This is a genomic window from Serratia sp. BIGb0234 (genome assembly GCF_024809915.1).
GTDB classification, from domain to species: domain Bacteria; phylum Pseudomonadota; class Gammaproteobacteria; order Enterobacterales; family Enterobacteriaceae; genus Serratia; species Serratia liquefaciens.
On record NZ_JANUEI010000003.1, the window covers coordinates 181,080 to 204,532 of the forward strand.

Here is a 23,453-nt window from a genome sequence, read left to right on the forward strand (position 1 = left end):
TGATGTTATTTCAGGCGTTAGCGTCGTTAGGACGCCGTGGCATCAACACCAGCGCCAGCTTTGGGCGTGCTGGGTTGATGCTGTTCAACGCGCTGGTCGGGCGGCCTGAGCCGCGCAGGCAGTGGCCACTGTTGCTCAAGCAGTTGCACAGCGTGGGCGTGCAGTCGCTGCTGATCATCGTGGTTTCCGGGTTGTTTATCGGTATGGTGCTGGGGTTGCAGGGTTATCTGGTACTCACCACTTACAGCGCAGAAGCCAGCCTGGGCATGATGGTGGCGTTATCGCTGCTGCGTGAACTGGGCCCGGTGGTCACCGCGTTGCTGTTTGCCGGGCGTGCCGGCTCTGCATTGACGGCCGAAATTGGCCTGATGAAGGCAACGGAACAAATTTCCAGCCTGGAAATGATGGCCGTCGATCCGCTGCGGCGTATCGTTGCGCCGCGCTTCTGGGCCGGTTTGATCAGCATGCCCTTGCTGACGATGATTTTTGTCGCTATCGGTATCTGGGGCGGCTCGGTGGTGGGCGTAGACTGGAAGGGCATTGACAGTGGCTTCTTCTGGTCGGCCATGCAGGGCGCCGTTGAGTGGAAAAAAGACTTGCTCAACTGCCTGATCAAGAGCGTGGTATTTGCCATCACCGTGACCTGGATTGCCATCTTCAACGGGTATGATGCCGTACCCACCTCTGAAGGGATAAGCCGGGCAACGACCCGTACCGTGGTACATTCGTCACTGGCGGTGTTGGGATTGGATTTCGTGCTGACAGCACTGATGTTTGGGAATTGATTCGATGCAAACGAAGAAGAGTGAAATCTGGGTTGGGGCATTTATGCTGATTGCGCTGTGCGCCATCGTGTTTTTGTGCCTGCAAGTGGCGAACATTAAGTCGATCGGTAACGAGCCAACATACCGCATCTACGCGACCTTCGATAATATCGGTGGTTTGAAAGCGCGTTCCCCGGTGAAAATCGGCGGTGTGATGATTGGCCGAGTGGCTGATATTACGCTCGATCCTAAAACCTATACGCCGCGCGTAGCCCTGGATATCCAGGAAAAATACGACCAGATCCCGGACACCAGCTCACTGGCGATCCGTACCTCCGGCCTGTTGGGGGAGCAATATCTGGCGCTGAACGTCGGTTTTGAAGATCCGGATATGGGCACGGCCATCTTGAAAGATGGCGGCACGATTCAGGACACCAAATCAGCCATGGTTCTGGAAGATCTGATCGGCCAGTTCCTGTATAAGAGCGGCGGTCAGGATGATGCTGCCAAAACGGGAGACGCGGCTGCTCAGCCGGCTGCCGGTGCAGCTCCACAAGCCGCTGCCCCTATTCATTAAGAGAGGAAACCTGCATGTTTAAACGTTTACTTATGGTTGCCCTGCTGGTGGTCGCACCGCTGGCGAATGCGGTCGATCAGACCAATCCTTACAGCCTGATGCAAGACGCGGCTGAGAAGACCTTCACCCGTCTGAAAACCGAACAGCCGAAGATCAAGCAGGACCCTAACTACCTGCGTTCCGTGGTGCATCAGGAGCTGATGCCGTTTGTGCAGGTCAAATACGCCGGTGCGCTGGTGCTGGGCCGTTTTTACAAAGAAGCGACGCCGGCGCAGCGTGAAGCCTACTTCACCGCATTCCAGGCCTACCTGGAACAGGCTTACGGCCAGGCGCTGGCGATGTACCACGGCCAGACTTATCAGATTGAGCCAGAGAAGCCGCTGGGCGACGCCAGCATTGTGGCGATCCGCGTGACCATCATCGACAACGGCGGTCGTCCGCCGGTGCGTCTGGACTTCCAGTGGCGCAAAAACACCAAAACCGGCCACTGGCAGGCTTATGACATGATCGCCGAAGGCGTCAGCATGATCACCACCAAGCAGAACGAGTGGGCTTCTACGCTGCGTACCCAGGGGATCGACGGCCTGACCAAGCAGCTGCAGGCGGCGGCGGCTCAGCCGATTACTCTGGATCAGAAAAACTGATGTCAGCTGCACTCAGCTTTGAATCGCAGCAACAGACCCTGATCCTGCGCGGTGCGTTGGATCGGGAAACCCTGTTGCCGCTGTGGGAACAGCGGGAAACGTTGCTGGCGGATAAAACCGCTATCGACGTTACGCAACTGCAGCGGGTGGACTCGTCCGGGTTGGCACTGCTGGTGCATCTGCGCGAACAGCAACGCCAGCATGGCGTTGAATTAAAAATTTCTGGCGCCGGCGATCGCTTGAAAACGCTGATCGCACTGTACAATCTGCAAGCAATAATGCCTGTCGATACCGCTGGTTAGCCCGATTTTCGACTGGATGAAGACGTTTTCTCCCCAGAAAGCCCCTGTTGTACAGGGGCTTTTTCTTTAGTTTAAGAAAACGTCGTATTCCACTAAGATATCAGGCTGATTATGATCCTTTTGATACAGAACTGGATACTATGGAAAATAGCGAGATTAAAGATGTGCTGATGCGCGCATTGGCACTGGAAGAAGCACATGTTACCGGCGACGGCAGCCATTTTCAGGTGATCGTGGTCGGTGAGCTGTTTGCCGCCATGAGCCGCGTCAAGAAACAACAGGCGGTCTATGCGCCGTTGATGGAATACATTGCGGACAACCGTATTCACGCCTTGTCGATTAAGGCGTACACCCCTGAAGAGTGGCAGCGAGATCGCAAACTCAACGGATTTTAAGGCTGTTTGCCCAGCGGGGCGGGCAGCGTCAGTTTAGATAACAGAGAGTAGTCAAATGGATAAATTTCGTGTGCAGGGCCGGACCCGCCTCAGCGGTGAAGTGGCTATTTCCGGGGCTAAAAACGCCGCCCTGCCGATCCTGTTCGCCGCATTGTTAGCGGAAGAGCCGGTCGAGTTGCAGAATGTCCCGAAGCTGAAGGACATCGACACCACCATTAAGCTACTCAGCCAATTAGGCACCAAGATTGAACGCAACGGTTCCGTATTCGTTGACGCCAGCGGCGTGAACGAATTCTGTGCACCCTACGATCTGGTGAAAACCATGCGCGCCTCTATCTGGGCGTTGGGGCCGTTGGTTGCCCGTTTCGGCCGTGGTCAGGTTTCCCTGCCGGGCGGCTGCGCCATCGGTGCGCGTCCGGTCGATCTGCATATTACCGGTCTGGAACAGCTCGGTGCAGAGATCAAACTGGAAGAAGGCTATGTTAAAGCTTCCGTCGATGGCCGCCTGAAGGGCGCACACATCGTTATGGACAAGGTCAGCGTTGGCGCTACCGTGACCATCATGAGTGCTGCCACCCTGGCGACCGGTACCACCGTGATTGAGAATGCTGCGCGTGAACCGGAAATTGTCGATACGGCCAACTTCCTCAACACGCTCGGCGCAAAAATCACCGGTGCCGGCAGTGACCGCATCACTATCGAAGGGGTTGATCGTCTGGGTGGCGGTGTTTATCGCGTTCTGCCGGATCGCATCGAGACCGGTACCTTCCTGATCGCTGCAGCCGTTTCCGGTGGCAAGGTGATGTGCCGTGATACCCGTCCTGATACGCTGGATGCCGTGTTGGCCAAGCTGCGCGAAGCCGGTGCGGATATCGAAGTGGGTGAAGACTGGATCAGTCTGGATATGCATGGCAAACGCCCTAAAGCGGTGACCGTGCGTACTGCGCCACACCCGGGGTTCCCGACCGATATGCAGGCTCAGTTCAGCCTGCTGAACCTGGTTGCGGAAGGCACCGGTGTGATCACCGAAACCATCTTTGAAAACCGCTTCATGCATGTGCCTGAGCTGATCCGTATGGGTGCACACGCTGAGATCGAGAGCAACACCGTGATTTGCCACGGCGTTGAGCAACTGTCAGGGGCTCAGGTGATGGCGACCGATCTGCGTGCTTCTGCCAGCCTGGTATTGGCCGGTTGCATCGCCGATGGCGTGACCGTCGTCGATCGTATCTATCACATCGACCGCGGTTATGAGCGTATCGAAGACAAGCTGCGCGCGCTGGGTGCTAATATCGAGCGTGTGAAAGGCGAGTAATTTGTCTGACGCCGGGGCCTGGCGCCGGCGTAGTCAATGCAGTATTGAGGGCTCGGCATTGCCGGGCCTTTTTAATTGTTATCTTCCGGGAATTCGCCCACCGTCATCTTCAGCGTGATGCGTTTGCCTTCGCGCAGGACCACCACTGGAATTTCTGTACCCGGTCGGATTTCTGCTACCTGGTCCATGGTTTCCAGCACCGATACCGCAGGCTTGTTGTCCACGTTAATGATCACGTCGTTAATATGGAAACCGGCGTTGCCTGCCGGCCCGCCCTGAGTAATTTCAGTCACGATAATGCCCTGCAGGCGATCGATGCCGGAATTGGACGAGCGCAACGGAATAATCTCTTTGCCCTGAATGCCGAAATAACCCCGAATGACGCGACCGTCGCGGATCAGTTTGTCCATAATCTTGGTGGCCAGCTCGATGGGAATGGCGAAACCCAGGCCTTCCGGCGTTTCACCGTCGGTGATTTTGTCGTAGGTCAGGGTATTGATACCGATTAATTCGCCCAGGGAGTTGACCAACGCGCCGCCGGAGTTGCCGCGGTTAATCGAGGCATCGGTCTGCAGGAAGGTCTGACGCCCGGTGGTGCTCATACTGATACGGCCGGTGGCGCTGAGGATCCCCTGAGTCACGGTCTGGCCGAGGTTGTAAGGGTTGCCAATCGCCAGCACGACGTCACCTACGTGCGCGGTGCGCGCGTTATTAATTGGGATCACCGGCAGGTTGCCCTGATCTATTTTCAGCACTGCCAGATCGGTCAGGCTGTCGGAGCCGACCAACAGCGCCTCATAGCGGCGGCCGTCCTGGACGACCACGGTAATTTGTTGCGCATCCTTGATCACGTGTCGATTGGTCAGGATATAGCCGCGTTCATTCATGATCACGCCAGAACCCAGCGACAGCACGTTGGCGGTGCCGTTCATGTTGCGGTTGTAGATATTGACTACGGCAGGCGCGGCACGACGCACCGCCTTATTGTAACTGACGGGCGTTTCATCACGGGTATTGTCATGTTTGTCTGCGAACAAGGCATTGGAAGAACGTAGCACAGGCAACGCAACCAGCAGTAGGCCAGCAACGATTAGACCAATAACGACAGAGCGCAAAAGCTTAGCAAACATGGAGTTTTAGTACGTGAGGTGAAAGATACCGGGAGGATAACATGAGAATACCGAGTGCAGTATGTCACCGCGCCCGGTTTTTAAACAAATATACGATCAGCGCAACAGCAGATAAATGGTTTCGCTGCCACGCACGATGTTCAGCGCCATGACCGGTGGTTTGGCTTCAAGCACCTTGCGCAACGCCGTGATGTTCTCAATTCGCTGGCGGTTGACGCCGATGATCACATCGTCTTTCTGCAGCCCGATTTGTGCCGCCGCAGAGCCTTTATCCACTTTATCGATCTTCACGCCTTTTTCACCGCTTGGGATCGCCCCGTTGCTGAGTGAAACCCCCTGCAGAGCTGGGGAGAGCGTTTCGGCATTGGTTGAGGCGCTTTCGCTGTTATCCAGCGTAACGGAAACTTCCTGCGGTTTGCCGTCGCGCAGCAGGCCAACCTTGATGGTTTTGCCCGGTGCAGTGGTGCCGACCTTGGCGCGCAGCTCGGCGAAACTGCTGACAGGCTTGCCGTCCACCGAAACCAGGATATCGCCGGCCTTGATGCCCGCCTTGGCAGCGGCGGATTTCGGCAGCACTTCGCTGACGAACGCCCCGCGTTGTGCGTCGGTATTAAAGGCCTTGGCCATATCGGCGGTCATTTCACTGCCTTTAATGCCCAGTAGCCCGCGTTTCACTTCGCCAAACTCGATCAACTGCTGGCTGAGGTTCTGCGCCATGTTGCTCGGAATGGCAAAACCGATCCCCACGTTGCCGCCGCTTGGCGCCAAAATGGCGGTGTTGATACCGATCAGCTCACCGTTAAGGTTAACCAGCGCGCCACCGGAGTTACCGCGGTTGATGGATGCATCGGTCTGAATAAAGTTTTCCAACCCTTCCAGGTTCAGGCCGCTGCGGCCCAACGCGGAAATAATGCCGGAAGTGGCGGTCTGGCCCAGGCCAAACGGGTTGCCGACGGCCACGGCGAAATCGCCGACCCGCAGTTTATCGGAGTCCGCCATTTTTATAGCGGTCAGTTTTTTCACGTCGTTGAGCTGCAGCAGGGCGATATCGGACTGTTCGTCACGGCCTACCAGCTTGGCGTCCACTTCACGGCCATCGTTCAACTGTACGCTGATTTTATCGGCGTTGTTGATCACGTGGTTGTTGGTCAGCACATAGCCCTTGGCGGCGTCGATGATGACGCCGGAACCCAAGCCTTCAAACGGGCGTGAGCTTTGCTGTTGCCCAGGGCCGCCAGGGCCAAAGAAGCGTCTGAACTCCTCCGGAACTTGCTGGCGCTGTACCTGGGTTCCTTCAACATGCACGCTGACCACTGCGGGCAAGACCTTCTCCAGCATCGGTGCCAGGCTTGGCAGCGGTTGCCCTTGAACGGCGACGGGCATCGCGGCGGTGGCAGCCGGTACGGAGGTCAGTGTGAGGCCAATACTCATTGCCAATGCACTAAGAATTAACGACTTTTTCTTCATTGATAATAGCTCTCTCAATACCTGCCGGTGGAATAGTGATGATAAAGCAGCAGCAATACCATAGTGAAGGGTAAGACCGTGAATTTGCGTGAAAAGTTCACTCAAACGTCTGCGTTAAGGATAGTTCAGCGTGGGGCAAGAAGTATGAGGAGGATCAAAAACCCGTGGGACTGGCCCACGGGCGAAGAACGGCGTTTAGTCGCGACGTGGACGTTCGCCACGCAGCAGGCCTGATGCGCCTTCCGAATAGTCGCGCGGCATTTCTACCGGCGCCTGGTCGTTATCCGCTTCGGCTTCGGTCAGGCGATAGCGGAACGGATTTTCCTGCATCGGCAGATCCGGCAGCAGGTTGTTGGAGCTTTTCGCCATATGCTGATACAGCTGGCGATAATCGCGTGCCATGTTGTCCAGCAGCTCGGCGCTGCGGGCAAAATGACCGACCAACTCCTGACGATACTCTTCCAGCTCGGTTTTGCTCTTATCCAACTCGTTCTGCAAAACTTGTTGTTGACGTAATTTACGGTTACCAAAACGCATCGCTACCGCACCAATGACGATACCGACCACCAAACCAATCAGCGCATACTCCCAGGTCATGATGACTCCTATTTTGACTTCGTTGTTCCGCAGGGATTTTTCACTTAATAATATCCACTATAACCGTTAACCTTGTCCGAGTGGAATCCTGATGAGCTTTGACCTGATTTTTACAGGGTTTTCAGCGCCGCTCAGAGTGGGCATTTGTGGCGATATGAGGGCTAACCAGCCGTAATATGTCGCGAAAATGGGCTAAATAATTTCTAAGCGTTCTTAGGGAACATCGAACAGATGCAGGCACAATCACCGTTATCACGCTACCAGCGGCTGCTTGCTGCGGGGGAATACCAGGCCGATGAGGTTCAACGCCAGGCCGTCACTCAACTGGATCATATCTATCAGGCCTTGCAGCAAATACCGGCCGTCAGTGCACCTGCCGGCGGTCTGCGCGGCAAGCTGAGCCGTTTGCTGGGCAAAAGCAGCGAAACGGCAAAACAGCGGCCGGTGCAGGGCTTATATATGTGGGGCGGGGTCGGGCGTGGCAAAACCTGGCTGATGGATATGTTTTTCCACAGCCTACCGGGTGACCGCAAGCTACGGCTGCATTTCCACCGCTTCATGCTGCGGGTGCACGAAGAGCTGACCGAATTGCAGGGGCAGGAAAATCCGCTGGAAATCATCGCTGATGGTTTCAAGGCGCAAACCGACGTGCTGTGTTTCGACGAGTTCTTTGTTTCCGACATCACCGATGCCATGCTGCTGGCGACGCTGTTGCAGGCGCTGTTTGCCCGTGGCATTACGCTGGTCGCCACCTCCAATATTCCGCCGGACGATCTGTATCGCAACGGTCTGCAGCGCGCGCGCTTTCTGCCGGCGATCGACCTGATTAACGAGTATTGCGATGTGATGAACGTTGACGCCGGCATTGATTATCGTCTGCGCACCCTGACTCAGGCGCACCTGTATCTGACGCCGCTGGATGAACAAACCCGGCAGACCATGGATCAGATGTTCGTGAAACTGGCCGGCAAGAAAGGCGAGGCGGCACCGGTATTGCAGATCAATCACCGGCCGCTGCAGGTTATCCACGCGGTAGACGGCGTGCTGGCCGTTGATTTTCATACCTTGTGCGAGGAAGCACGCAGCCAGCTCGATTACATCGCCTTATCGCGCCTCTACCACAGCGTTATCCTGTATAATGTGCGCGTGATGGGGCCGTTGAAGGAAAATACCGCACGCCGCTTCCTGGCGTTGGTGGATGAATTTTACGAGCGCCACGTCAAGTTGGTGATCGCTGCCGAAGCCTCGATGTTCGAGATTTACCAGGGCGAGCGGTTGAAGTTCGAGTACCAGCGTTGCCTGTCACGTCTGCAGGAGATGCAGAGTGAAGAGTATCTGAAGTTGCCGCATCTGCCTTGATTGCCCGGGGGCGCCACCGCCGGTGTCCCCGATTTTCCGCTGCTGGCGATTAATTGCGTTTCCATTCAAAAAGCGTTCGATCTTTGTGAGCGACTTCTCTATAATCTTGCGACCCCACGTTACAACAAAGTTTTTTTTCCCAAAAACTTTATAGTGCCGGCAATGGCTATTCGAAGGGGTAGGTTTGCTGGACTTGTATGGTCGTGTGAGCCTCAACTGTTTTCGAGCGTTTGGGTGTTCACCAACGTGTAACTAATTATTGGGTAAGCTTTCTAATGAAAACTTTTACAGCTAAACCAGAGAGCGTTCAACGCGACTGGTACGTTGTTGATGCAGATGGTAAAACTTTAGGCCGTCTCGCTACTGAACTGGCTCGTCGTCTGCGCGGCAAGCATAAAGCGGAATACACCCCGCACGTTGATACCGGTGACTACATCATCGTTCTGAACGCAGAAAAAGTTGCTGTAACCGGCAACAAGCGTACAGACAAGGTGTATTACCACCACACCGGCCACATCGGTGGTATCAAGCAAGCGACCTTTGAAGAGATGATTGCCCGCCGTCCTGAGCGCGTGATTGAAATCGCGGTTAAAGGCATGCTGCCAAAGGGTCCGTTGGGTCGTGCAATGTTCCGTAAACTGAAAGTTTACGCGGGCAACGAGCACACTCATGCGGCACAGCAACCGCAAGTTCTTGACATCTAATCGGGATTATAGGCAATGGCTGAAAATCAATACTACGGCACTGGTCGCCGCAAAAGCTCCGCCGCTCGCGTTTTCATCAAGCCGGGCAGTGGTAACATCGTAATTAACCAGCGCAGCCTGGAACAGTACTTCGGTCGCGAAACTGCCCGCATGGTAGTTCGTCAACCGCTGGAACTGACTGACATGGTTGGTAAATTTGACCTGTACATCACCGTTAAAGGTGGTGGTATCTCTGGTCAAGCTGGTGCTATCCGTCACGGTATCACCCGTGCACTGATGGAGTACGACGAGACTCTGCGTGCAGAATTGCGTAAAGCTGGCTTCGTCACTCGTGACGCCCGTCAGGTTGAACGTAAGAAAGTCGGTCTGCGTAAAGCACGTCGCCGTCCGCAGTTCTCCAAGCGTTAATTTTTTACTGCTTCGGCAGTGGAATTTACGCAAAAAACCCGGTGCTTCACCGGGTTTTTTTATGCCTGAAAATCACGTTGCTGCTACTAAAATCTTTGGTATATCAGACAATTCAATACGAATTCGCCGCACAGCCCCCACAAAACAAGCAAAATCTGGTAAACTATCATCCACTTTTGCGCCTGTTCGCCATGCAGCAGTTATCAGTTTACCTCCGAGGCCGGTTTTTATGACCTAAGGTTTAGCTGCGAGTTGCTGGCCTGCGGTCAAGATCATTCAGGATAGCAGCCTGTCAGTGGGCTATTCGCAGTATTTTCTAGATAACTTGGAGGTTTTCATGGCTGTCGCTGCCAACAAACGTTCGGTAATGACGCTGTTCTCTGGCCCGACCGACATTTTTAGCCATCAAGTACGTATCGTACTGGCGGAGAAAGGTGTCAGCGTCGAGATTGAGCAGGTTGAGTTGGATAACCTGCCGCAGGATCTGATTGACCTCAACCCGTACCAGACGGTGCCTACGCTGGTCGATCGCGAACTGACCCTGTATGAATCCCGTATCATCATGGAATACCTTGATGAGCGCTTCCCGCACCCGCCGTTGATGCCGGTTTATCCGGTCGCGCGCGGCGAGAGCCGCCTGATGATGCTGCGTATCGAGAAAAACTGGTATTCGCTGATGTACAAAATCGAGCAGAGCAACGGTCAGGAAGCTGAATCAGCTCGCCGTCAACTGCGCGAAGAGCTGCTGGCGATTGCCCCTATCTTTGGTCAGACGCCGTATTTCATGAGCGAAGAGTTCAGCCTGGTGGATTGCTACCTGGCGCCGCTGCTGTGGCGTTTGCCGCAGTTAGGCATTGAGCTGAGCGGTGCTGGCTCCAAAGAGCTGAAAGGCTACATGACCCGCGTGTTCGAACGCGATGCCTTCCTGGCCTCCCTGACCGAAGCCGAGCGCGAAATGCGCCTGCAGACTCGGGGCTAAGCGTCATGGATATGTCTCAGATGACACCACGCCGTCCGTACTTGCTGCGGGCGTTCTATGACTGGTTGCTGGACAATCAGCTAACACCGCATCTGGTGGTAGATGTGACGCGTCCTGATGTGCAAGTGCCGATGGAATTCGCCCGCGATGGACAGATTGTTCTGAACATTGCGCCGCGTGCGGTGGGCAATCTGGAACTGGGCAACGACGAAGTGCATTTCAACGCACGTTTCGGCGGTGTGCCGCGTCAGGTTTCTGTGCCAATGGCAGCCGTGCTGGCGATCTATGCGCGTGAGAACGGTGCAGGCACCATGTTCGAACCGGAAGCCGCTTATGAAGCGGAAGGCGCGTTTGAAGGCCTGGACAATGAGACGATCCCATCGGAAAGCCTGATGTCGGTGATTGATGGCGATCGGCCGGATCTGAGTGAAGATAACGATTCGGACGATGAACCGCCTCCGCCGCCACGTGGTGGCCGCCCGGCACTGCGCGTGGTGAAATAACCTCGCGGTAGTGAACACCAAAGGTCGCTTCGGCGACCTTTTTTATTGCCTGCGATCCAGCTTGGCTTAGCTTTTCAATGAGGCGATACAGGCGTCACGCGGTGCACTGAGATCGCCGATACGGACGGTGGTGAGTGCATGGGTGGCGCGCTGCTTGAACGTGGTGATAGCGGTATCACCTTGCACTTCCGGCGGCGCGGTACAGATATCGTTGATCGGTAAGTTATTGCCTTTGTCGAGGGCATGCAGCACCGCCGCGGGGTTATAGACCAACGCGGAAGACAGGGCTGACTTCACGCCTGCGGTAAATGAGGCGTTACCGCCATTGGCCAGTTTAGGGGCCAGCGCGATCCAGTTATCGTCGCCCAGTTTGATGTTTTTTTCTACCGCGGCAAGCTGGCCTGCTTTAGCCAGTTGTGCGACCACCGACGCCGCACCGCGTGCCTCAATGTTATAACCCACTTCCTGAGAGTCGAGCGACATGGCCAGTGAATTGAAGCTGACAACCAGCAGTGCGCCAGTCAGTAAGGCAAAGGAGAATTTCATGGTTAGCTATCCTTATCAAGATATCAGACGCAGCAGCGCCCCTGAGTGATGCTAACTCAATACTATAGCGCGTTGGGCAAAAGGGGGTGTTACAAAGCGTGTGGGCTGCGGTGAAAAAACAAAGGCCCGGCAGTTTTGGCTGCGGGCCCTTGGGGGGAAGTCAGCGAAAAATTACACTTCCAGATAGCTCATGATGCCATCGGCGGCTTTACGCCCTTCGGCAATCGCCGTCACCACCAGGTCAGAACCGCGTACCGCATCGCCACCGGCGAAGATTTTCGGGTTGCTGGTCTGGAAGGCGTTATCGGTGCTTTCCGGTGCCACGATACGACCTTGCTTGTCGAGCTCGACGTCGTGGGCAGCCAGCCAGTCCATCTGGTGCGGACGGAAACCAAACGCCATGACCACGGCATCGGCATCGATAACGTGCTCGGAGCCTGGCACCTGTTCTGCAACCTGACGACCATTGGCGTCTGGCGCGCCCAGCTGGGTACGAACCATTTTCACACCGGCGACGCGGCCGGCGCTGTTCAGTTCGATGCTCAGCGGCTGCAGGTTAAATTTGAAATCAACCCCTTCCTCACGCGCGTTTTTCACTTCGCGCTTGGAGCCTGGCATGTTGGCTTCATCACGACGGTAGGCGCAGATAACCTCGGTGGCGCCCTGACGGATAGAGGTGCGTACGCAGTCCATCGCGGTATCACCGCCGCCCAGTACCACCACGCGCTTGCCTTCCATGCTGACATACGGTTCATGCTGCTCGGCTTGATAACCCATCAGCTGTTTGGTGTTGGCGATCAGGAACGGCAATGCGTCGTAGACTCCCGGCGCGTCTTCATTCTCCAGACCACCACGCATCGACTGATAAGTACCGACGCCAAGGAACACCGCGTCAAACTCACTCAGCAGCGTTTCCATGGAGATGTCTTTGCCCACTTCAGTGTTGAGTTGGAATTCAATGCCCATCTCACTGAAGATGCCACGGCGCTTCACCATCACTTCTTTTTCCAGCTTGAAGGCCGGAATACCGAAGGTCAGCAGGCCACCGATCTCGGGATGACGATCGTAAACCACCGCTTTCACGCCGTTGCGGGTCAGCACATCGGCACAGGCCAGACCGGCAGGACCGGCACCGATCACCGCCACCCGTTTGCCGGTAGGCAGCACATGGGACATGTCCGGCTTCCAGCCCATTTCGATCGCTTTGTCGCTGATATAGCGCTCGATGTTACCGATGGTCACCGCACCGAACTCATCGTTGAGAGTACAAGAGCCTTCACACAGGCGATCCTGTGGGCAAACGCGGCCGCAGACTTCCGGCAGGCTGTTGGTCTGGTGCGCCAGATCCGCCGCCTCCATGATGCGACCTTCATTCGCCAGCTTCAGCCAGTTCGGGATGTAGTTGTGAACCGGGCATTTCCATTCGCAATAAGGGTTACCGCAAGACAGGCAGCGGTCCGCCTGCGCTTTCGCCTGAGTTTCCGAAAACGGCTCGTAAATCTCTACAAACTCAATTTTACGGATCTTCAGCGGTTTCTTTGGCGGATCAACGCGCTGCAGGTCGATAAATTGATAAACATTCTGACTCATTTAATGACCTCTTACTGCGCCTGAACCCGCAGCTCGGCTGCGGAACGACTACGGTGACCCAACAATGCTTTGACATCACTGGACTTCGGCTTGACCAGAGCAAACTTCGGTGCCCATTCCGGCCAGTTGGCCAGGACCTCTTCCGCACGCGAAGAACCGGTCGCCTGCACGTGCTCGGTAATCAATCCGCGCAGGTGCTCTTCATGAATTGCCAGTTGGTCGACATCCAACACTTCCACCAGTTCTGGGTTCACACGTTTACGGAACTCGCCGTCTTCATCCAGCACGTAGGCGAAGCCGCCGGTCATGCCCGCACCAAAGTTGATGCCGGTTTTACCCAGCACGCAGACGATGCCGCCGGTCATGTATTCACAACCGTTGTCGCCGATGCCTTCTACCACGGTGATGGCACCGGAGTTACGTACGGCGAAGCGTTCACCCGCACGGCCCGCAGCGAACAGCTTGCCGCCGGTAGCGCCGTACAGGCAGGTGTTGCCGATAATGCTGGCTTCATGACTGCGGAACGCGGAGCCAATCGGTGGACGCACGGCGATACGGCCCCCGGCCATGCCTTTGCCAACGTAGTCGTTGGCGTCGCCGGTCAGGGTCAGTTCTACGCCGCCCGCATTCCATACGCCGAAGCTCTGGCCGGCGGTACCGGAGAAGTAGGCCTTGATCGGATCGGCCGCCATGCCCTGGTCACCGTGCACGGTAGCGATGGCTCCGGACAGGGTAGCGCCCACTGAACGGTCGGTGTTGCGGATATCGAAGTAGAAGGCTTTGCTGCTTTTCGCTTCAATATGCGGTTCCGCCTGTGCCAGCAGATCCTTGTTCATCAACCCTTGGTCGAACGGCGGGTTGCTGCTTTCGGTGCAATGCAGCGCCTTGCCCGGATGCGGCGTGGCGGTTTTCAGCAACGGCGACAGATCCAGCTTGTTCTGCTTGGCGGAGATACCGTCCAGTTCGGTCAGGAAATCGGTACGACCAATCAGATCCACCAGTTGGCTAACCCCTAACTGCGCCATGATCTCGCGGGTTTCGCGCGCGATAAACTGGAAGTAGTTGGTCACGCGTTCCGGCAGGCCGTGGTAATGATCGCGGCGCAGTTTTTCATCCTGAGTTGCCACGCCGGTAGCGCAGTTGTTCAGGTGACAGATACGCAAGTACTTACAACCCAGCGCCACCATTGGACCGGTGCCGAAGCCGAAGCTTTCCGCACCCAAAATTGCCGCTTTCACGATATCCACACCGGTTTTCAGGCCACCATCCACCTGCAGGCGGATTTTATGGCGCAGGCCGTTGGCCACCAACGCTTGCTGGGTTTCCACCAGGCCCAATTCCCACGGACAGCCGGCGTATTTCACTGAAGACAGCGGGCTGGCGCCGGTGCCGCCGTCGTAGCCGGCGATGGTGATCAGATCGGCATAGGCTTTCGCCACGCCGGTGGCGATGGTGCCCACGCCCGGTTCGGAAACCAGTTTCACCGAGATCATGGCCTTCGGGTTGACCTGTTTCAGGTCGAAAATCAGCTGTGCCAGATCTTCAATCGAGTAGATGTCGTGGTGCGGTGGTGGCGAAATCAGCGTCACGCCCGGTACCGAATAACGCAGCTTGGCGATATAAGGGGTAACCTTATCCCCCGGCAACTGGCCGCCTTCACCCGGCTTGGCTCCTTGCGCCACTTTAATTTGGATCACATCGGCATTCACCAGGTAAGCCGGCGTCACGCCGAAACGGCCGGATGCCACCTGCTTGATGCGCGACACTTTGTTGGTGCCGTAACGGGCCGGATCTTCACCGCCTTCGCCGGAGTTGGAGAAACCGCCGAGGCTGTTCATGGCGATCGCCAACGACTCGTGCGCTTCCGGGCTCAGGGCACCGATGGACATCGCTGCGGTATCGAAACGTTTGAACAGCGATTCAGCAGGTTCAACCTGATCAACCGGAATTGGCGTGCCCTTCGGCGTGATGGCCAACAGGTCGCGCAGCATGGCCACCGGGCGCTCGTTCACCAGCTTGGCGTAAGCCTGATAGTCGCTGTATTTGCCGCTGTGCACTGCCGTTTGCAACGTGCTCACCACGTCAGGGTTGTACGCATGGTACTCGCCGTCGTGGACAAACTTCAGCAGGCCGCCCTGTTCCAGCGGTTTACGTTTCAACCACGCACGCTTGGACAGGTTCTGCAGATCCTGTTGGATGTCGCTGAAGCTGGCGCCGCCGATGCGGCTGACCACGCCCTGGAAACACAAATCGGACAGATCGCGGTGCAGGCCGACGGCTTCGAACAGTTTAGCGCAGCGGTAAGAGGCGATAGTAGAGATGCCCATTTTGGACATGATCTTGTACAAGCCTTTATTGATGCCGTTACGGTAGTTCAGCATCACTTCACGGTATTTCTTGTCGATTGCCTGGGTATCTACCAATTTGGCCAGCGTTTCGTAAGCCAGGTAGGGGTAGACCGCCGTCGCGCCAAAGCCTAACAGCACGGCAAAATGGTGCGGGTCACGGGCACTGGCGGTTTCAACAATGATGTTGGCGTCGCAGCGCAGGCTTTTCTCGACCAGACGGGTCTGGATCGCACCAACGGCCATTGGCGCAGGCACCGGCAGGCGTTGGGGGGTGATGGCGCGGTCTGACAGCACCAGCAGCACGGCGCCGTCGCGGACTTTACGTTCCGCTTCGTCGCACAGCGAACGGATGGTCTGCTCCAGATCCTGCTCCGCCGGATCAAAGGTCAGATCGAGCGTGTCGGCCCGATAGTATTCGCCTTCCAGCGTAGTGAGCTGTTTGAAGTCGGAATACAGCAGGATCGGCGATTTAAAGCTTAAACGGTGCGCCTGGCCTTCGGCCTCGCAAAACACGTTCATTTCGCGGCCGATGCTGGTGGCCAGCGACATGACGTGCGCTTCGCGCAGCGGATCGATAGGCGGGTTGGTCACCTGCGCGAACTGCTGACGGAAATAGTCATAGATGATGCGTGGGCGGCTGGACAGCACGGCAAACGGGGTATCGTCACCCATTGAGCCGGTAGCTTCCTGGCCAATCTCGCCCAGTACGCGGATCACCTGATCCAGTTCTTCGCTGCTGTAGCCGAACTGTTTCTGGTAAGTCTCGAGCTGCGAATCGTCAAGCTCACGACTGCCGACCTGATCGGCCGGCAGGTCTTCGAACGGCACCAGCCGCTTGACGTTCTTTTCCATCCACTCTTTATACGGGTGGCGGCTTTTCAGATCGTCGTCGGTTTCGGCAGAGTGCAGGATCTTGCCGCTACGGGTATCGATCACCATCAGCTCGCCAGGGCCCACGCGGCCTTTCTCGACCACTTCATCCGGCTGGTAATCCCAGATGCCGACTTCAGAGGCACAGGTAATCAGCTTGTCTTTGGTGATGACGTAGCGTGCCGGACGCAGACCGTTACGGTCCAGGTTACAGGCGGCGTAGCGGCCGTCGGACATCACGATACCGGCAGGGCCGTCCCACGGCTCCATGTGCATCGAGTTGAAGTCGAAGAAGGCACGCAGATCGGTGTCCATATCCGGGTTGTTCTGCCAGGCTGGCGGAACCAGCAGGCGCATGGCGCGGATCAGGTCCATACCGCCTGCCAGCAACAGCTCCAGCATGTTATCCAGCGAGCTGGAGTCTGAACCGGTTTCGTTAACGAAAGGCGCTGCCGTTTGCAGATCCGGGATCAGCGGCGTCTGGAATTTATAAGTACGGGCGCGCGCCCATTGGCGGTTGCCGGTGATGGTGTTGATTTCGCCGTTGTGCGCCAGGTAGCGGAACGGCTGCGCCAGCGGCCAGCGTGGCACGGTGTTGGTGGAAAAACGCTGATGGAACAGGCAGATGGCCGATTCCAGACGCAGGTCCGCCAAATCAAGATAGAAACGGGGCAGATCCGCAGGCATGCACAGGCCTTTATAGATCGTCACCAGATTCGAGAAGCTGCATACATAGAAGCTGTCGTCCTGGACGCGCTTCTCGATACGGCGGCGCGCGATAAACAGGCGGCGTTCCATATCGCGTGGGCGCCAACCGGCCGGGGCGTTAACGAAAATCTGTTCAATACGCGGCAGGGAGGAGAGGGCAATTTCACCCAAAACGTCCGGGTTGGTCGGCACTTCACGCCAGCCAACAACCGACAGCGTTTCGTTCTGCAGCTCTTCTTCTACAATGCGGCGGCTGGCACGGGCTTCCTCTTCGTTCTGGCTGAGGAACATCATGCCAACGGCGTAGTTCTTGGCTAAGCGCCAGCTGCGCTCTTCCGCCACCATGCGGAAAAAGCGGTCGGGCTTTTGTAATAACAGGCCGCAACCGTCGCCAGTCTTGCCGTCAGCAAGGATTGCGCCACGGTGCTGCATGCGGGCCAGTGCGTGAATCGCGGTACGCACGACCTTATGGCTAGGTTCGCCTTCTATGTGGGCGATCAGGCCGAAACCACAGTTGTCCCGCTCTTGGGATTTATCGTACAACATATCAGTGAACCTCCCCAGGCTCTGCGTGACTCTCACAACCGACTCACGAGCGGGCTTCTCAACGTCAGGCAGAAGTCCAATCAGCAAGCTGAATATCGCCGATCTGCTTTTCCGCCCTCCGTCAATGGCCTCTCGTGATGGTGCTCACAAGTGGTAAATGACTTGTTTTAAGAGGGAGTCTTAAATTACTGCATAAATATGACGAGACGTTTGCCCGTCCAGAAAGCTTCCAGCGGACTTCCAACTTAGCGAGAAAGAATACGCAGGTCAAATATAGGCCTAAGGGGGTTTTTTAATGAAATAACTGTATTTAATTATTTGATATTAATTGTTTTTTGGCGTTTTTTAAGCTTGCATGGAGGAGTGTCGTCCCCCGAAGAAATGTGAGCTGTCTCACTATAGTGCAACGCCTGAATCTCTGCACCATGCTAGTGCGGGTGGGAATGTCAGAGTTTTATTCTAATAAATTATTCTTTTTTGTTTTTTACAACTATTTTTCATCGCTTTGTCATACTGGCGTTAACGGTTGCGTGGAAATAAGAAAAATTCATCTCGGCCAAGATGATTTTATTTGCATTTATAATGAATAGTTATGCTTGGTGAAGCCTTGCGGAGAAAGCGTTGATCTCTGTCATCGCGGGAAAAGCCGTTTTTTATTAGCATCACGGGCTTTGAGCACAGAGACCCCCAAGATTATGCAGTTGCCGCAATTAGTCAATATGTTTGGTGCCGACCTTCAGCGGCGATACGGCGAAAAGATCCATAAACTCACCCTGCACGGCGGGTTCAGTTGCCCGAATCGCGACGGCACGTTGGGGCGTGGTGGCTGTACCTTCTGCAATGTCGCTTCTTTTGCCGATGAACAGATGCAGCATCAAAGCATCGCCGAACAGTTGGCGCTGCAGGCCGGCAGGGTGAATCGCGCAAAACGCTACCTGGCCTATTTTCAGGCCTATACCAGTACTTATGCAGAAGTGAATCTGCTGGCGGAGATGTACCGCCAGGCGCTGGGACAGGCGGATATGGTCGGCATTTGTGTTGGAACCCGGCCGGACTGCGTGCCACCTGCCGCCCTGGATCTGCTGGCGAGTTACCGCGAAAAAGGCTACGAGGTGTGGCTGGAACTCGGGCTGCAGACGGCGCACGATAAAACGCTAAAGCGCATTAACCGCGGCCACAATTTCTCCTGTTATCAGCACACCGCCCGGCTGGCGCGCGAACGCGGGCTGAAGGTGTGTAGCCATCTGATTGTTGGGCTGCCGGGGGAAAGCGCCGCCGAACATCTGACCACGTTACAACGGGTGGTGGACAGCGGCGTGGATGGCATCAAGCTGCATCCGCTGCACATCGTGACCGGCAGCACGCTGGCGCGGGCCTGGCAGGTGGGTCGGTTGCCTGAACTGTCGCTTGAGGCATACGCCGCCAGCGCCGGGGAGATGATCCGCCACACGCCGAAGGAGGTGGTATATCACCGTATTTCCGCCAGCGCGCGTCGGCCGACGCTGTTGGCACCGTTATGGTGCGAAAACCGCTGGAACGGCATGCAGGCGGTCGGCGGCTATTTACAACGCCATGGCGGGCAGGGCAGCCGATTGGATGAAAAGCAGCAATATCGCCCTTGATCGCTGTTTTGATTTGCAATCTTTCCCACACTTCGACGTTTGCTTCCTTATCTCCTCGGTGTTTTACGGTATGATTTAGACGATTCTGTCTGATGGGAGCGGCTATGAAGCAAATCCGGGTGTTAGCCCAGTACTACGTTGATTTAATGGTAAAACTGGGGCTGGTACGCTTTTCGCTGCTGCTGGCGTCGGCGCTGGTGGTGCTGGCGATGGTGGTGCAGATGGCGGTGACCATGCTGCTGCGCGGCGAAGTGGAAAGCATCGACGTGGTGCGCTCAATCTTCTTCGGCCTGTTGATTACGCCCTGGGCAGTCTACTTTCTGTCGGTGGTGGTCGAACAGCTTGAAGAATCACGCCAGCGCCTGGCGCGGCTGGTGGATAAGCTGGAAGAGATGCGCCATCGCGATCTGGAGCTGAACCAGCAGCTTAAGGACAACATCAGCCAACTGAATCAGGAAATTGCCGATCGTATCAAGGCGGAAGAAGAACGCCAGCAGGTGATGGACAAGCTGACGGAAGAGATGGAACAGCGCGAACTGGCGCAAATCGAACTGGGCCAGCAGTCGGCGCTGTTGCGTTCTTTCCTCGATGCCTCGCCGGATCTGGTGTATTACCGCAACGAAGACAAAGAATTCTCCGGCTGTAACCGGGCGATGGAGTTACTGACCGGCAAAAGCGAAAAACAGCTGATTGGCCTGACGCCGTATGACGTTTACGGCCAGGAAATCGCCGAAAAGGTGATAGAAACGGATGAGAAAGTGTTCCGCCACAACGTTTCGCTGACCTACGAACAGTGGCTGGTTTATCCGGATGGGCGCAAGGCCTGTTTTGAGCTGCGCAAAGTGCCGTTTTACGATCGCGTTGGCAAACGGCATGGGCTGATGGGCTTCGGCCGCGATATAACCGAGCGTAAGCGCTATCAGGACGCGCTGGAGAATGCCAGCAGGGATAAGACCACCTTCATCTCCACGATCAGCCACGAGCTTCGTACGCCGCTTAACGGCATTGTCGGGCTGAGCCGCATTCTGCTCGATACCGAGTTAAACGACGAACAGTTGAAATACCTCAAAACCATCCATGTCAGCGCCATTACCCTGGGCAATATCTTCAACGACATTATCGAGATGGACAAGCTTGAGCGGCGCAAAGTGCAGCTCGACAATCAACCGGTAGATTTCACCGGCTTCCTGGCGGACCTGGAAAACCTCTCCGGCCTGTTGGCTCAGCCGAAAGGCCTGCAGTTTGTGATGGAGCCGCAGCAACCGCTGCCGCAGCAAATCATCACCGACGGTACCCGCCTGCGTCAGATCCTATGGAACCTAATCGGCAATGCGGTGAAGTTCACGCCGCAGGGGCAAATCGTGGTCCGCGTACGCCGCGAAGAGCAGGATCGGTTGGTGTTTGAGGTGGAAGACTCCGGCATGGGGATTCCGAAGGATGAGCAGGACAAAATCTTCGCCATGTATTATCAGGTCAAGGACCAGCACGGCGGCCGTCCGGCGACCGGCACCGGCATTGGGCTGGCGGTTTCCAAGCGCCTGGCGCAGAGCATGGGCGGCGATATCACTGTCAACAGCGTGCAAGGGCACGGTTCTTGCTTCACTTTGACCATCCAGGCGCCGGCGGTGAAGGAAGCGGAAAGTGAAACGCAGGCGGAAGAGGCCCTGCCATTACCGGCGCTGCATATCCTGCTGGTCGAAGATATCGAGCTGAACGTGATTGTGGCGCGTTCGGTGCTGGAGAAGTTGGGCAACAGCGTCGAAGTGGCGATGAACGGCAAGGATGCGCTGGCGATGTTTGATCCGGACGAGTTCGATTTGGTGTTGCTGGATATCCAGTTGCCGGACATGACCGGGCTGGATATCGCCCGGGTGCTGCGAGAGCGCTATGCCGGGCAGGCGCTGCCGCCGCTGGTTGCATTGACTGCCAACGTGCTGAAAGACAAAAAAGAGTATCTCGACGCGGGGATGGACGACGTGCTGAGCAAGCCGCTGTCGGTGCCGGCGCTGACCAAGGTGATTAAACATTACTGGGATCATCAACCCTCTCACACCACAAAGAAAATGGAGCAAAAGACGATGCAGATTAATGAGTCTTTACTGGATACCACCATGCTGGAACAGTACATGGACCTGGTGGGGCCGCAGTTGATCCATCAGAGCCTGGAGATGTTTGAGCAAATGATGCCGGGCTATCTGGCGGTGTTGGATTCCAATATGACCGCGCGTGATCAGAAAGGCATCACGGAAGAAGGGCACAAAATTAAAGGTGCAGCGGGTTCGGTGGGTCTGCGCCATCTGCAACAACTGGCACAGCAAATTCAAACCCCGACGTTGCCAGCGTGGTGGGATAACGTGCAGGACTGGGTGGATGAGCTGAAGCAGGAATGGCGTAACGACGTGCAGGTACTGCGGGCGTGGGTAGCGGAAGCTGAAAAAAAATGACCCCGACCTAGGCCGGGGTGCGCGAATATTGCGCCAACACCAGGGAAATTGTGAACCTGCGTATTGGATTTAGTGTTCTGGTCGAGCAGGTTGCAGAGAATTCCTAAACATCATACAGCCAACAACATAGCAAATGTAAGCGCTCTTGTTAGAAGATTCATTAAAATGTGTGATGTAGATTAGTGTTTGACTACTCCGAGCACTAACCAGTTGACAGTATCAACAGGAGGAAGGGTGATGAAAAACGTGGGTGTAGTGCTGAGTGGCTGCGGGGTTTATGACGGTACGGAGATCCATGAGGCCGTCCTGACGCTGCTGGCGTTGGACCGGGCAGGCGCACAGGCGGTGTGCTTTGCGCCTGATAAACCTCAACTTCATGTTATTAATCACTTATCTGGCGATGAAATGCCAGAGGCGCGCAATGTTTTGCTGGAGTCTGCACGCATTGCCAGAGGCAAGATCCAGCCGCTTTCACAGGCCGATGCCGACCAACTGGACGCCCTGATTGTCCCCGGCGGGTTTGGCGCTGCGAAGAACCTCAGCAGTTTTGCCAGCGAAGGGGCGGAATGCTGGATTGATAAAGATTTAGCGAAGCTAACGCAACAAATGCATAAGGCAAATAAACCAATTGGTTTTATGTGCATCGCGCCGGCGCTGCTGCCAAAGTTGCTGGATCAACAAGTGCGGCTGACCATTGGCAACGATCCTGACCTCGGTGAAGTGATTGATGCCATGGGCGGTGAGCCGGTCATTTGCCCGGTTGACGATATCGTGGTGGATATTGAGAACAAAGTGGTGACCACGCCAGCCTATATGTTGGCGAAATCGATCGGTGAGGCCGCCCGCGGGATTGATAAGCTGGTTTCACGGGTGCTGGATTTGGCTGAATGAGAAAATCTGTGGGCAAATCGATGCTATCCCGGCCATGGTTTTGGCTGAAACGCGGATTGATCGCAGTGGTTGGTGCCTGGCTGCTGGGTATCCTGGTATTTGCTTTTTTACCGGTGCCTTTTTCTGCGGTGATGGTCGAGCGGCAGATCGGTGCCTGGCTGAGGGGCGATTTTGGCTATGTGGCGCACTCCGACTGGGTGTCGATGGACGAGATTTCCCCGCAGATGGCATTGGCGGTGATGGCGGCGGAAGATCAGAAGTTCCCGGATCACTGGGGTTTTGACGTGGCGGCGATAGAAAAGGCGTTCAGCCACAATGAACGTCGGCCCACGCGCATTCGTGGCGCTTCTACGCTGTCGCAGCAAACCGCGAAGAACCTGTTCCTGTGGGACGGCCGCAGTTGGTTGCGCAAAGGGTTAGAGGCCGGTTTGACCTCCGGCATCGAACTGGTGTGGACCAAGCGTCGGATCCTGACGGTATACCTGAATATCGTGGAGTTCGGCGACGGCGTATTCGGCGTAGAGGAAGCGTCACGGCGCTACTTCAATAAACCGGCCAAGCGTCTGACTGCATCGGAGGCCGCACTGCTGGCGGCGGTGTTGCCCAATCCACATCGCTTCAAGGCCAATGCGCCTTCCGGCTATGTCATACAGCGACAGCAGTGGATCATGCGCCAGATGCGCCAGTTGGGTGGGGAAGGTTTCCTGAAAGAGAATAAGCTCGATTAACCTGATGCTCCCCTAC

21 protein-coding genes are annotated in these 23,453 nt (G+C 56.0%); 15 read left to right on the forward strand and 6 right to left on the reverse strand.

Annotation, left to right across the window (positions count from 1 at the left end; translation table 11 throughout):
- The first annotated feature begins 2 nt into the window (after positions 1-2).
- From mlaE to murA, 6 genes are all read left to right on the forward strand, one after another.
- On the forward strand, positions 3-785 hold the full coding sequence (gene mlaE, locus M2407_RS13690; RefSeq protein WP_046372552.1) for a lipid asymmetry maintenance ABC transporter permease subunit MlaE: 783 nt from the start codon (positions 3-5) through the stop codon (positions 783-785).
- Positions 786-789: 4 nt separating this feature from the next.
- Positions 790-1,341, forward strand: a complete 552-nt coding sequence (gene mlaD / locus M2407_RS13695) for an outer membrane lipid asymmetry maintenance protein MlaD (protein WP_130017014.1) — start codon at positions 790-792, stop codon at positions 1,339-1,341.
- Between the two features lie 14 nt (positions 1,342-1,355).
- The gene (mlaC, locus tag M2407_RS13700; RefSeq protein WP_044553666.1) at positions 1,356-1,985 is read left to right on the forward strand and encodes a phospholipid-binding protein MlaC; all 630 of its coding nucleotides are present in this window, start codon (positions 1,356-1,358) and stop codon (positions 1,983-1,985) included.
- Complete coding sequence (gene mlaB / locus M2407_RS13705; protein WP_044553664.1) at positions 1,985-2,287, forward strand: lipid asymmetry maintenance protein MlaB; 303 nt, start codon at positions 1,985-1,987, stop codon at positions 2,285-2,287. Before mlaC ends, mlaB begins: the two co-directional genes overlap by 1 nt.
- Before the next feature lie 140 nt (positions 2,288-2,427).
- The gene (ibaG, locus tag M2407_RS13710) at positions 2,428-2,682 is read left to right on the forward strand and encodes a BolA family iron metabolism protein IbaG (protein ID WP_020831850.1); all 255 of its coding nucleotides are present in this window, start codon (positions 2,428-2,430) and stop codon (positions 2,680-2,682) included.
- A gap of 55 nt (positions 2,683-2,737) precedes the next feature.
- Positions 2,738-3,997 (forward strand): UDP-N-acetylglucosamine 1-carboxyvinyltransferase, encoded by a 1,260-nt coding sequence (gene murA / locus M2407_RS13715; protein ID WP_130017013.1) that lies wholly within the window; start codon positions 2,738-2,740, stop codon positions 3,995-3,997.
- Between the two features lie 71 nt (positions 3,998-4,068).
- Here the strand turns inward: murA and degS are convergent, their stop codons facing one another.
- From degS to zapG, 3 genes are all read right to left on the reverse strand, one after another.
- The gene (gene degS / locus M2407_RS13720; RefSeq protein ID WP_020831847.1) at positions 4,069-5,127 is read right to left on the reverse strand and encodes an outer membrane-stress sensor serine endopeptidase DegS; all 1,059 of its coding nucleotides are present in this window, start codon (positions 5,125-5,127) and stop codon (positions 4,069-4,071) included.
- A gap of 96 nt (positions 5,128-5,223) precedes the next feature.
- Positions 5,224-6,594, reverse strand: coding sequence for a serine endoprotease DegQ (gene degQ / locus M2407_RS13725; protein WP_048759885.1), 1,371 nt, complete (start codon positions 6,592-6,594; stop codon positions 5,224-5,226).
- Between the two features lie 195 nt (positions 6,595-6,789).
- On the reverse strand, positions 6,790-7,191 hold the full coding sequence (gene zapG, locus M2407_RS13730) for a Z-ring associated protein ZapG (protein ID WP_020831844.1): 402 nt from the start codon (positions 7,189-7,191) through the stop codon (positions 6,790-6,792).
- A 231-nt stretch (positions 7,192-7,422) separates the two neighbouring features.
- Here zapG and zapE point away from each other — a divergent pair, with 231 nt between their 5' ends.
- From zapE to sspB, 5 genes are all read left to right on the forward strand, one after another.
- Positions 7,423-8,550 (forward strand): cell division protein ZapE, encoded by a 1,128-nt coding sequence (gene zapE / locus M2407_RS13735; RefSeq protein ID WP_020831842.1) that lies wholly within the window; start codon positions 7,423-7,425, stop codon positions 8,548-8,550.
- Between the two features lie 275 nt (positions 8,551-8,825).
- A complete protein-coding gene (rplM, locus tag M2407_RS13740; RefSeq protein WP_020831840.1) occupies positions 8,826-9,254 on the forward strand; it encodes a 50S ribosomal protein L13 in 429 nt (142 codons plus the stop codon).
- A 15-nt stretch (positions 9,255-9,269) separates the two neighbouring features.
- Positions 9,270-9,662: a 30S ribosomal protein S9 gene (gene rpsI, locus M2407_RS13745; RefSeq protein ID WP_020831838.1), complete on the forward strand. Its 393-nt coding sequence runs from the start codon at positions 9,270-9,272 to the stop codon at positions 9,660-9,662.
- Positions 9,663-9,999: 337 nt separating this feature from the next.
- Positions 10,000-10,641, forward strand: coding sequence for a stringent starvation protein SspA (gene sspA, locus M2407_RS13750; protein WP_012147043.1), 642 nt, complete (start codon positions 10,000-10,002; stop codon positions 10,639-10,641).
- A gap of 5 nt (positions 10,642-10,646) precedes the next feature.
- Positions 10,647-11,144 carry a ClpXP protease specificity-enhancing factor gene (gene sspB, locus M2407_RS13755; protein ID WP_046372555.1) on the forward strand — a complete coding sequence of 166 codons (498 nt, stop codon included), beginning with the start codon at positions 10,647-10,649 and terminating at the stop codon, positions 11,142-11,144.
- 66 nt (positions 11,145-11,210) lie between these two features.
- On the opposite strand, the gene M2407_RS13760 is transcribed toward sspB, so the two are convergent.
- The 3 genes from M2407_RS13760 to gltB form a co-directional block, all read right to left on the reverse strand.
- Positions 11,211-11,690: a hypothetical protein gene (locus M2407_RS13760; protein WP_020831834.1), complete on the reverse strand. Its 480-nt coding sequence runs from the start codon at positions 11,688-11,690 to the stop codon at positions 11,211-11,213.
- A gap of 171 nt (positions 11,691-11,861) precedes the next feature.
- A complete protein-coding gene (locus tag M2407_RS13765; protein WP_122080293.1) occupies positions 11,862-13,280 on the reverse strand; it encodes a glutamate synthase small subunit in 1,419 nt (472 codons plus the stop codon).
- Positions 13,281-13,291: 11 nt separating this feature from the next.
- Positions 13,292-17,752 (reverse strand): glutamate synthase large subunit, encoded by a 4,461-nt coding sequence (gltB, locus tag M2407_RS13770; RefSeq protein WP_176984406.1) that lies wholly within the window; start codon positions 17,750-17,752, stop codon positions 13,292-13,294.
- Positions 17,753-18,447: 695 nt separating this feature from the next.
- Here gltB and M2407_RS13775 point away from each other — a divergent pair.
- The 4 genes from M2407_RS13775 (at position 18,448) to mtgA (ending at position 23,437) form a co-directional block, all read left to right on the forward strand.
- The gene (locus tag M2407_RS13775) at positions 18,448-19,374 is read left to right on the forward strand and encodes a TIGR01212 family radical SAM protein (protein WP_128864571.1); all 927 of its coding nucleotides are present in this window, start codon (positions 18,448-18,450) and stop codon (positions 19,372-19,374) included.
- Positions 19,375-19,478: 104 nt separating this feature from the next.
- The gene (gene arcB, locus M2407_RS13780; RefSeq protein ID WP_046372558.1) at positions 19,479-21,818 is read left to right on the forward strand and encodes an aerobic respiration two-component sensor histidine kinase ArcB; all 2,340 of its coding nucleotides are present in this window, start codon (positions 19,479-19,481) and stop codon (positions 21,816-21,818) included.
- 237 nt (positions 21,819-22,055) lie between these two features.
- On the forward strand, positions 22,056-22,709 hold the full coding sequence (gene elbB / locus M2407_RS13785) for an isoprenoid biosynthesis glyoxalase ElbB (protein WP_020831829.1): 654 nt from the start codon (positions 22,056-22,058) through the stop codon (positions 22,707-22,709).
- Entirely contained in the window at positions 22,706-23,437 is a 732-nt protein-coding gene (gene mtgA, locus M2407_RS13790) for a monofunctional biosynthetic peptidoglycan transglycosylase (RefSeq protein WP_020831828.1), read from the forward strand. Before elbB ends, mtgA begins: the two co-directional genes overlap by 4 nt.
- The last annotated feature ends 16 nt before the right edge of the window (positions 23,438-23,453 follow it).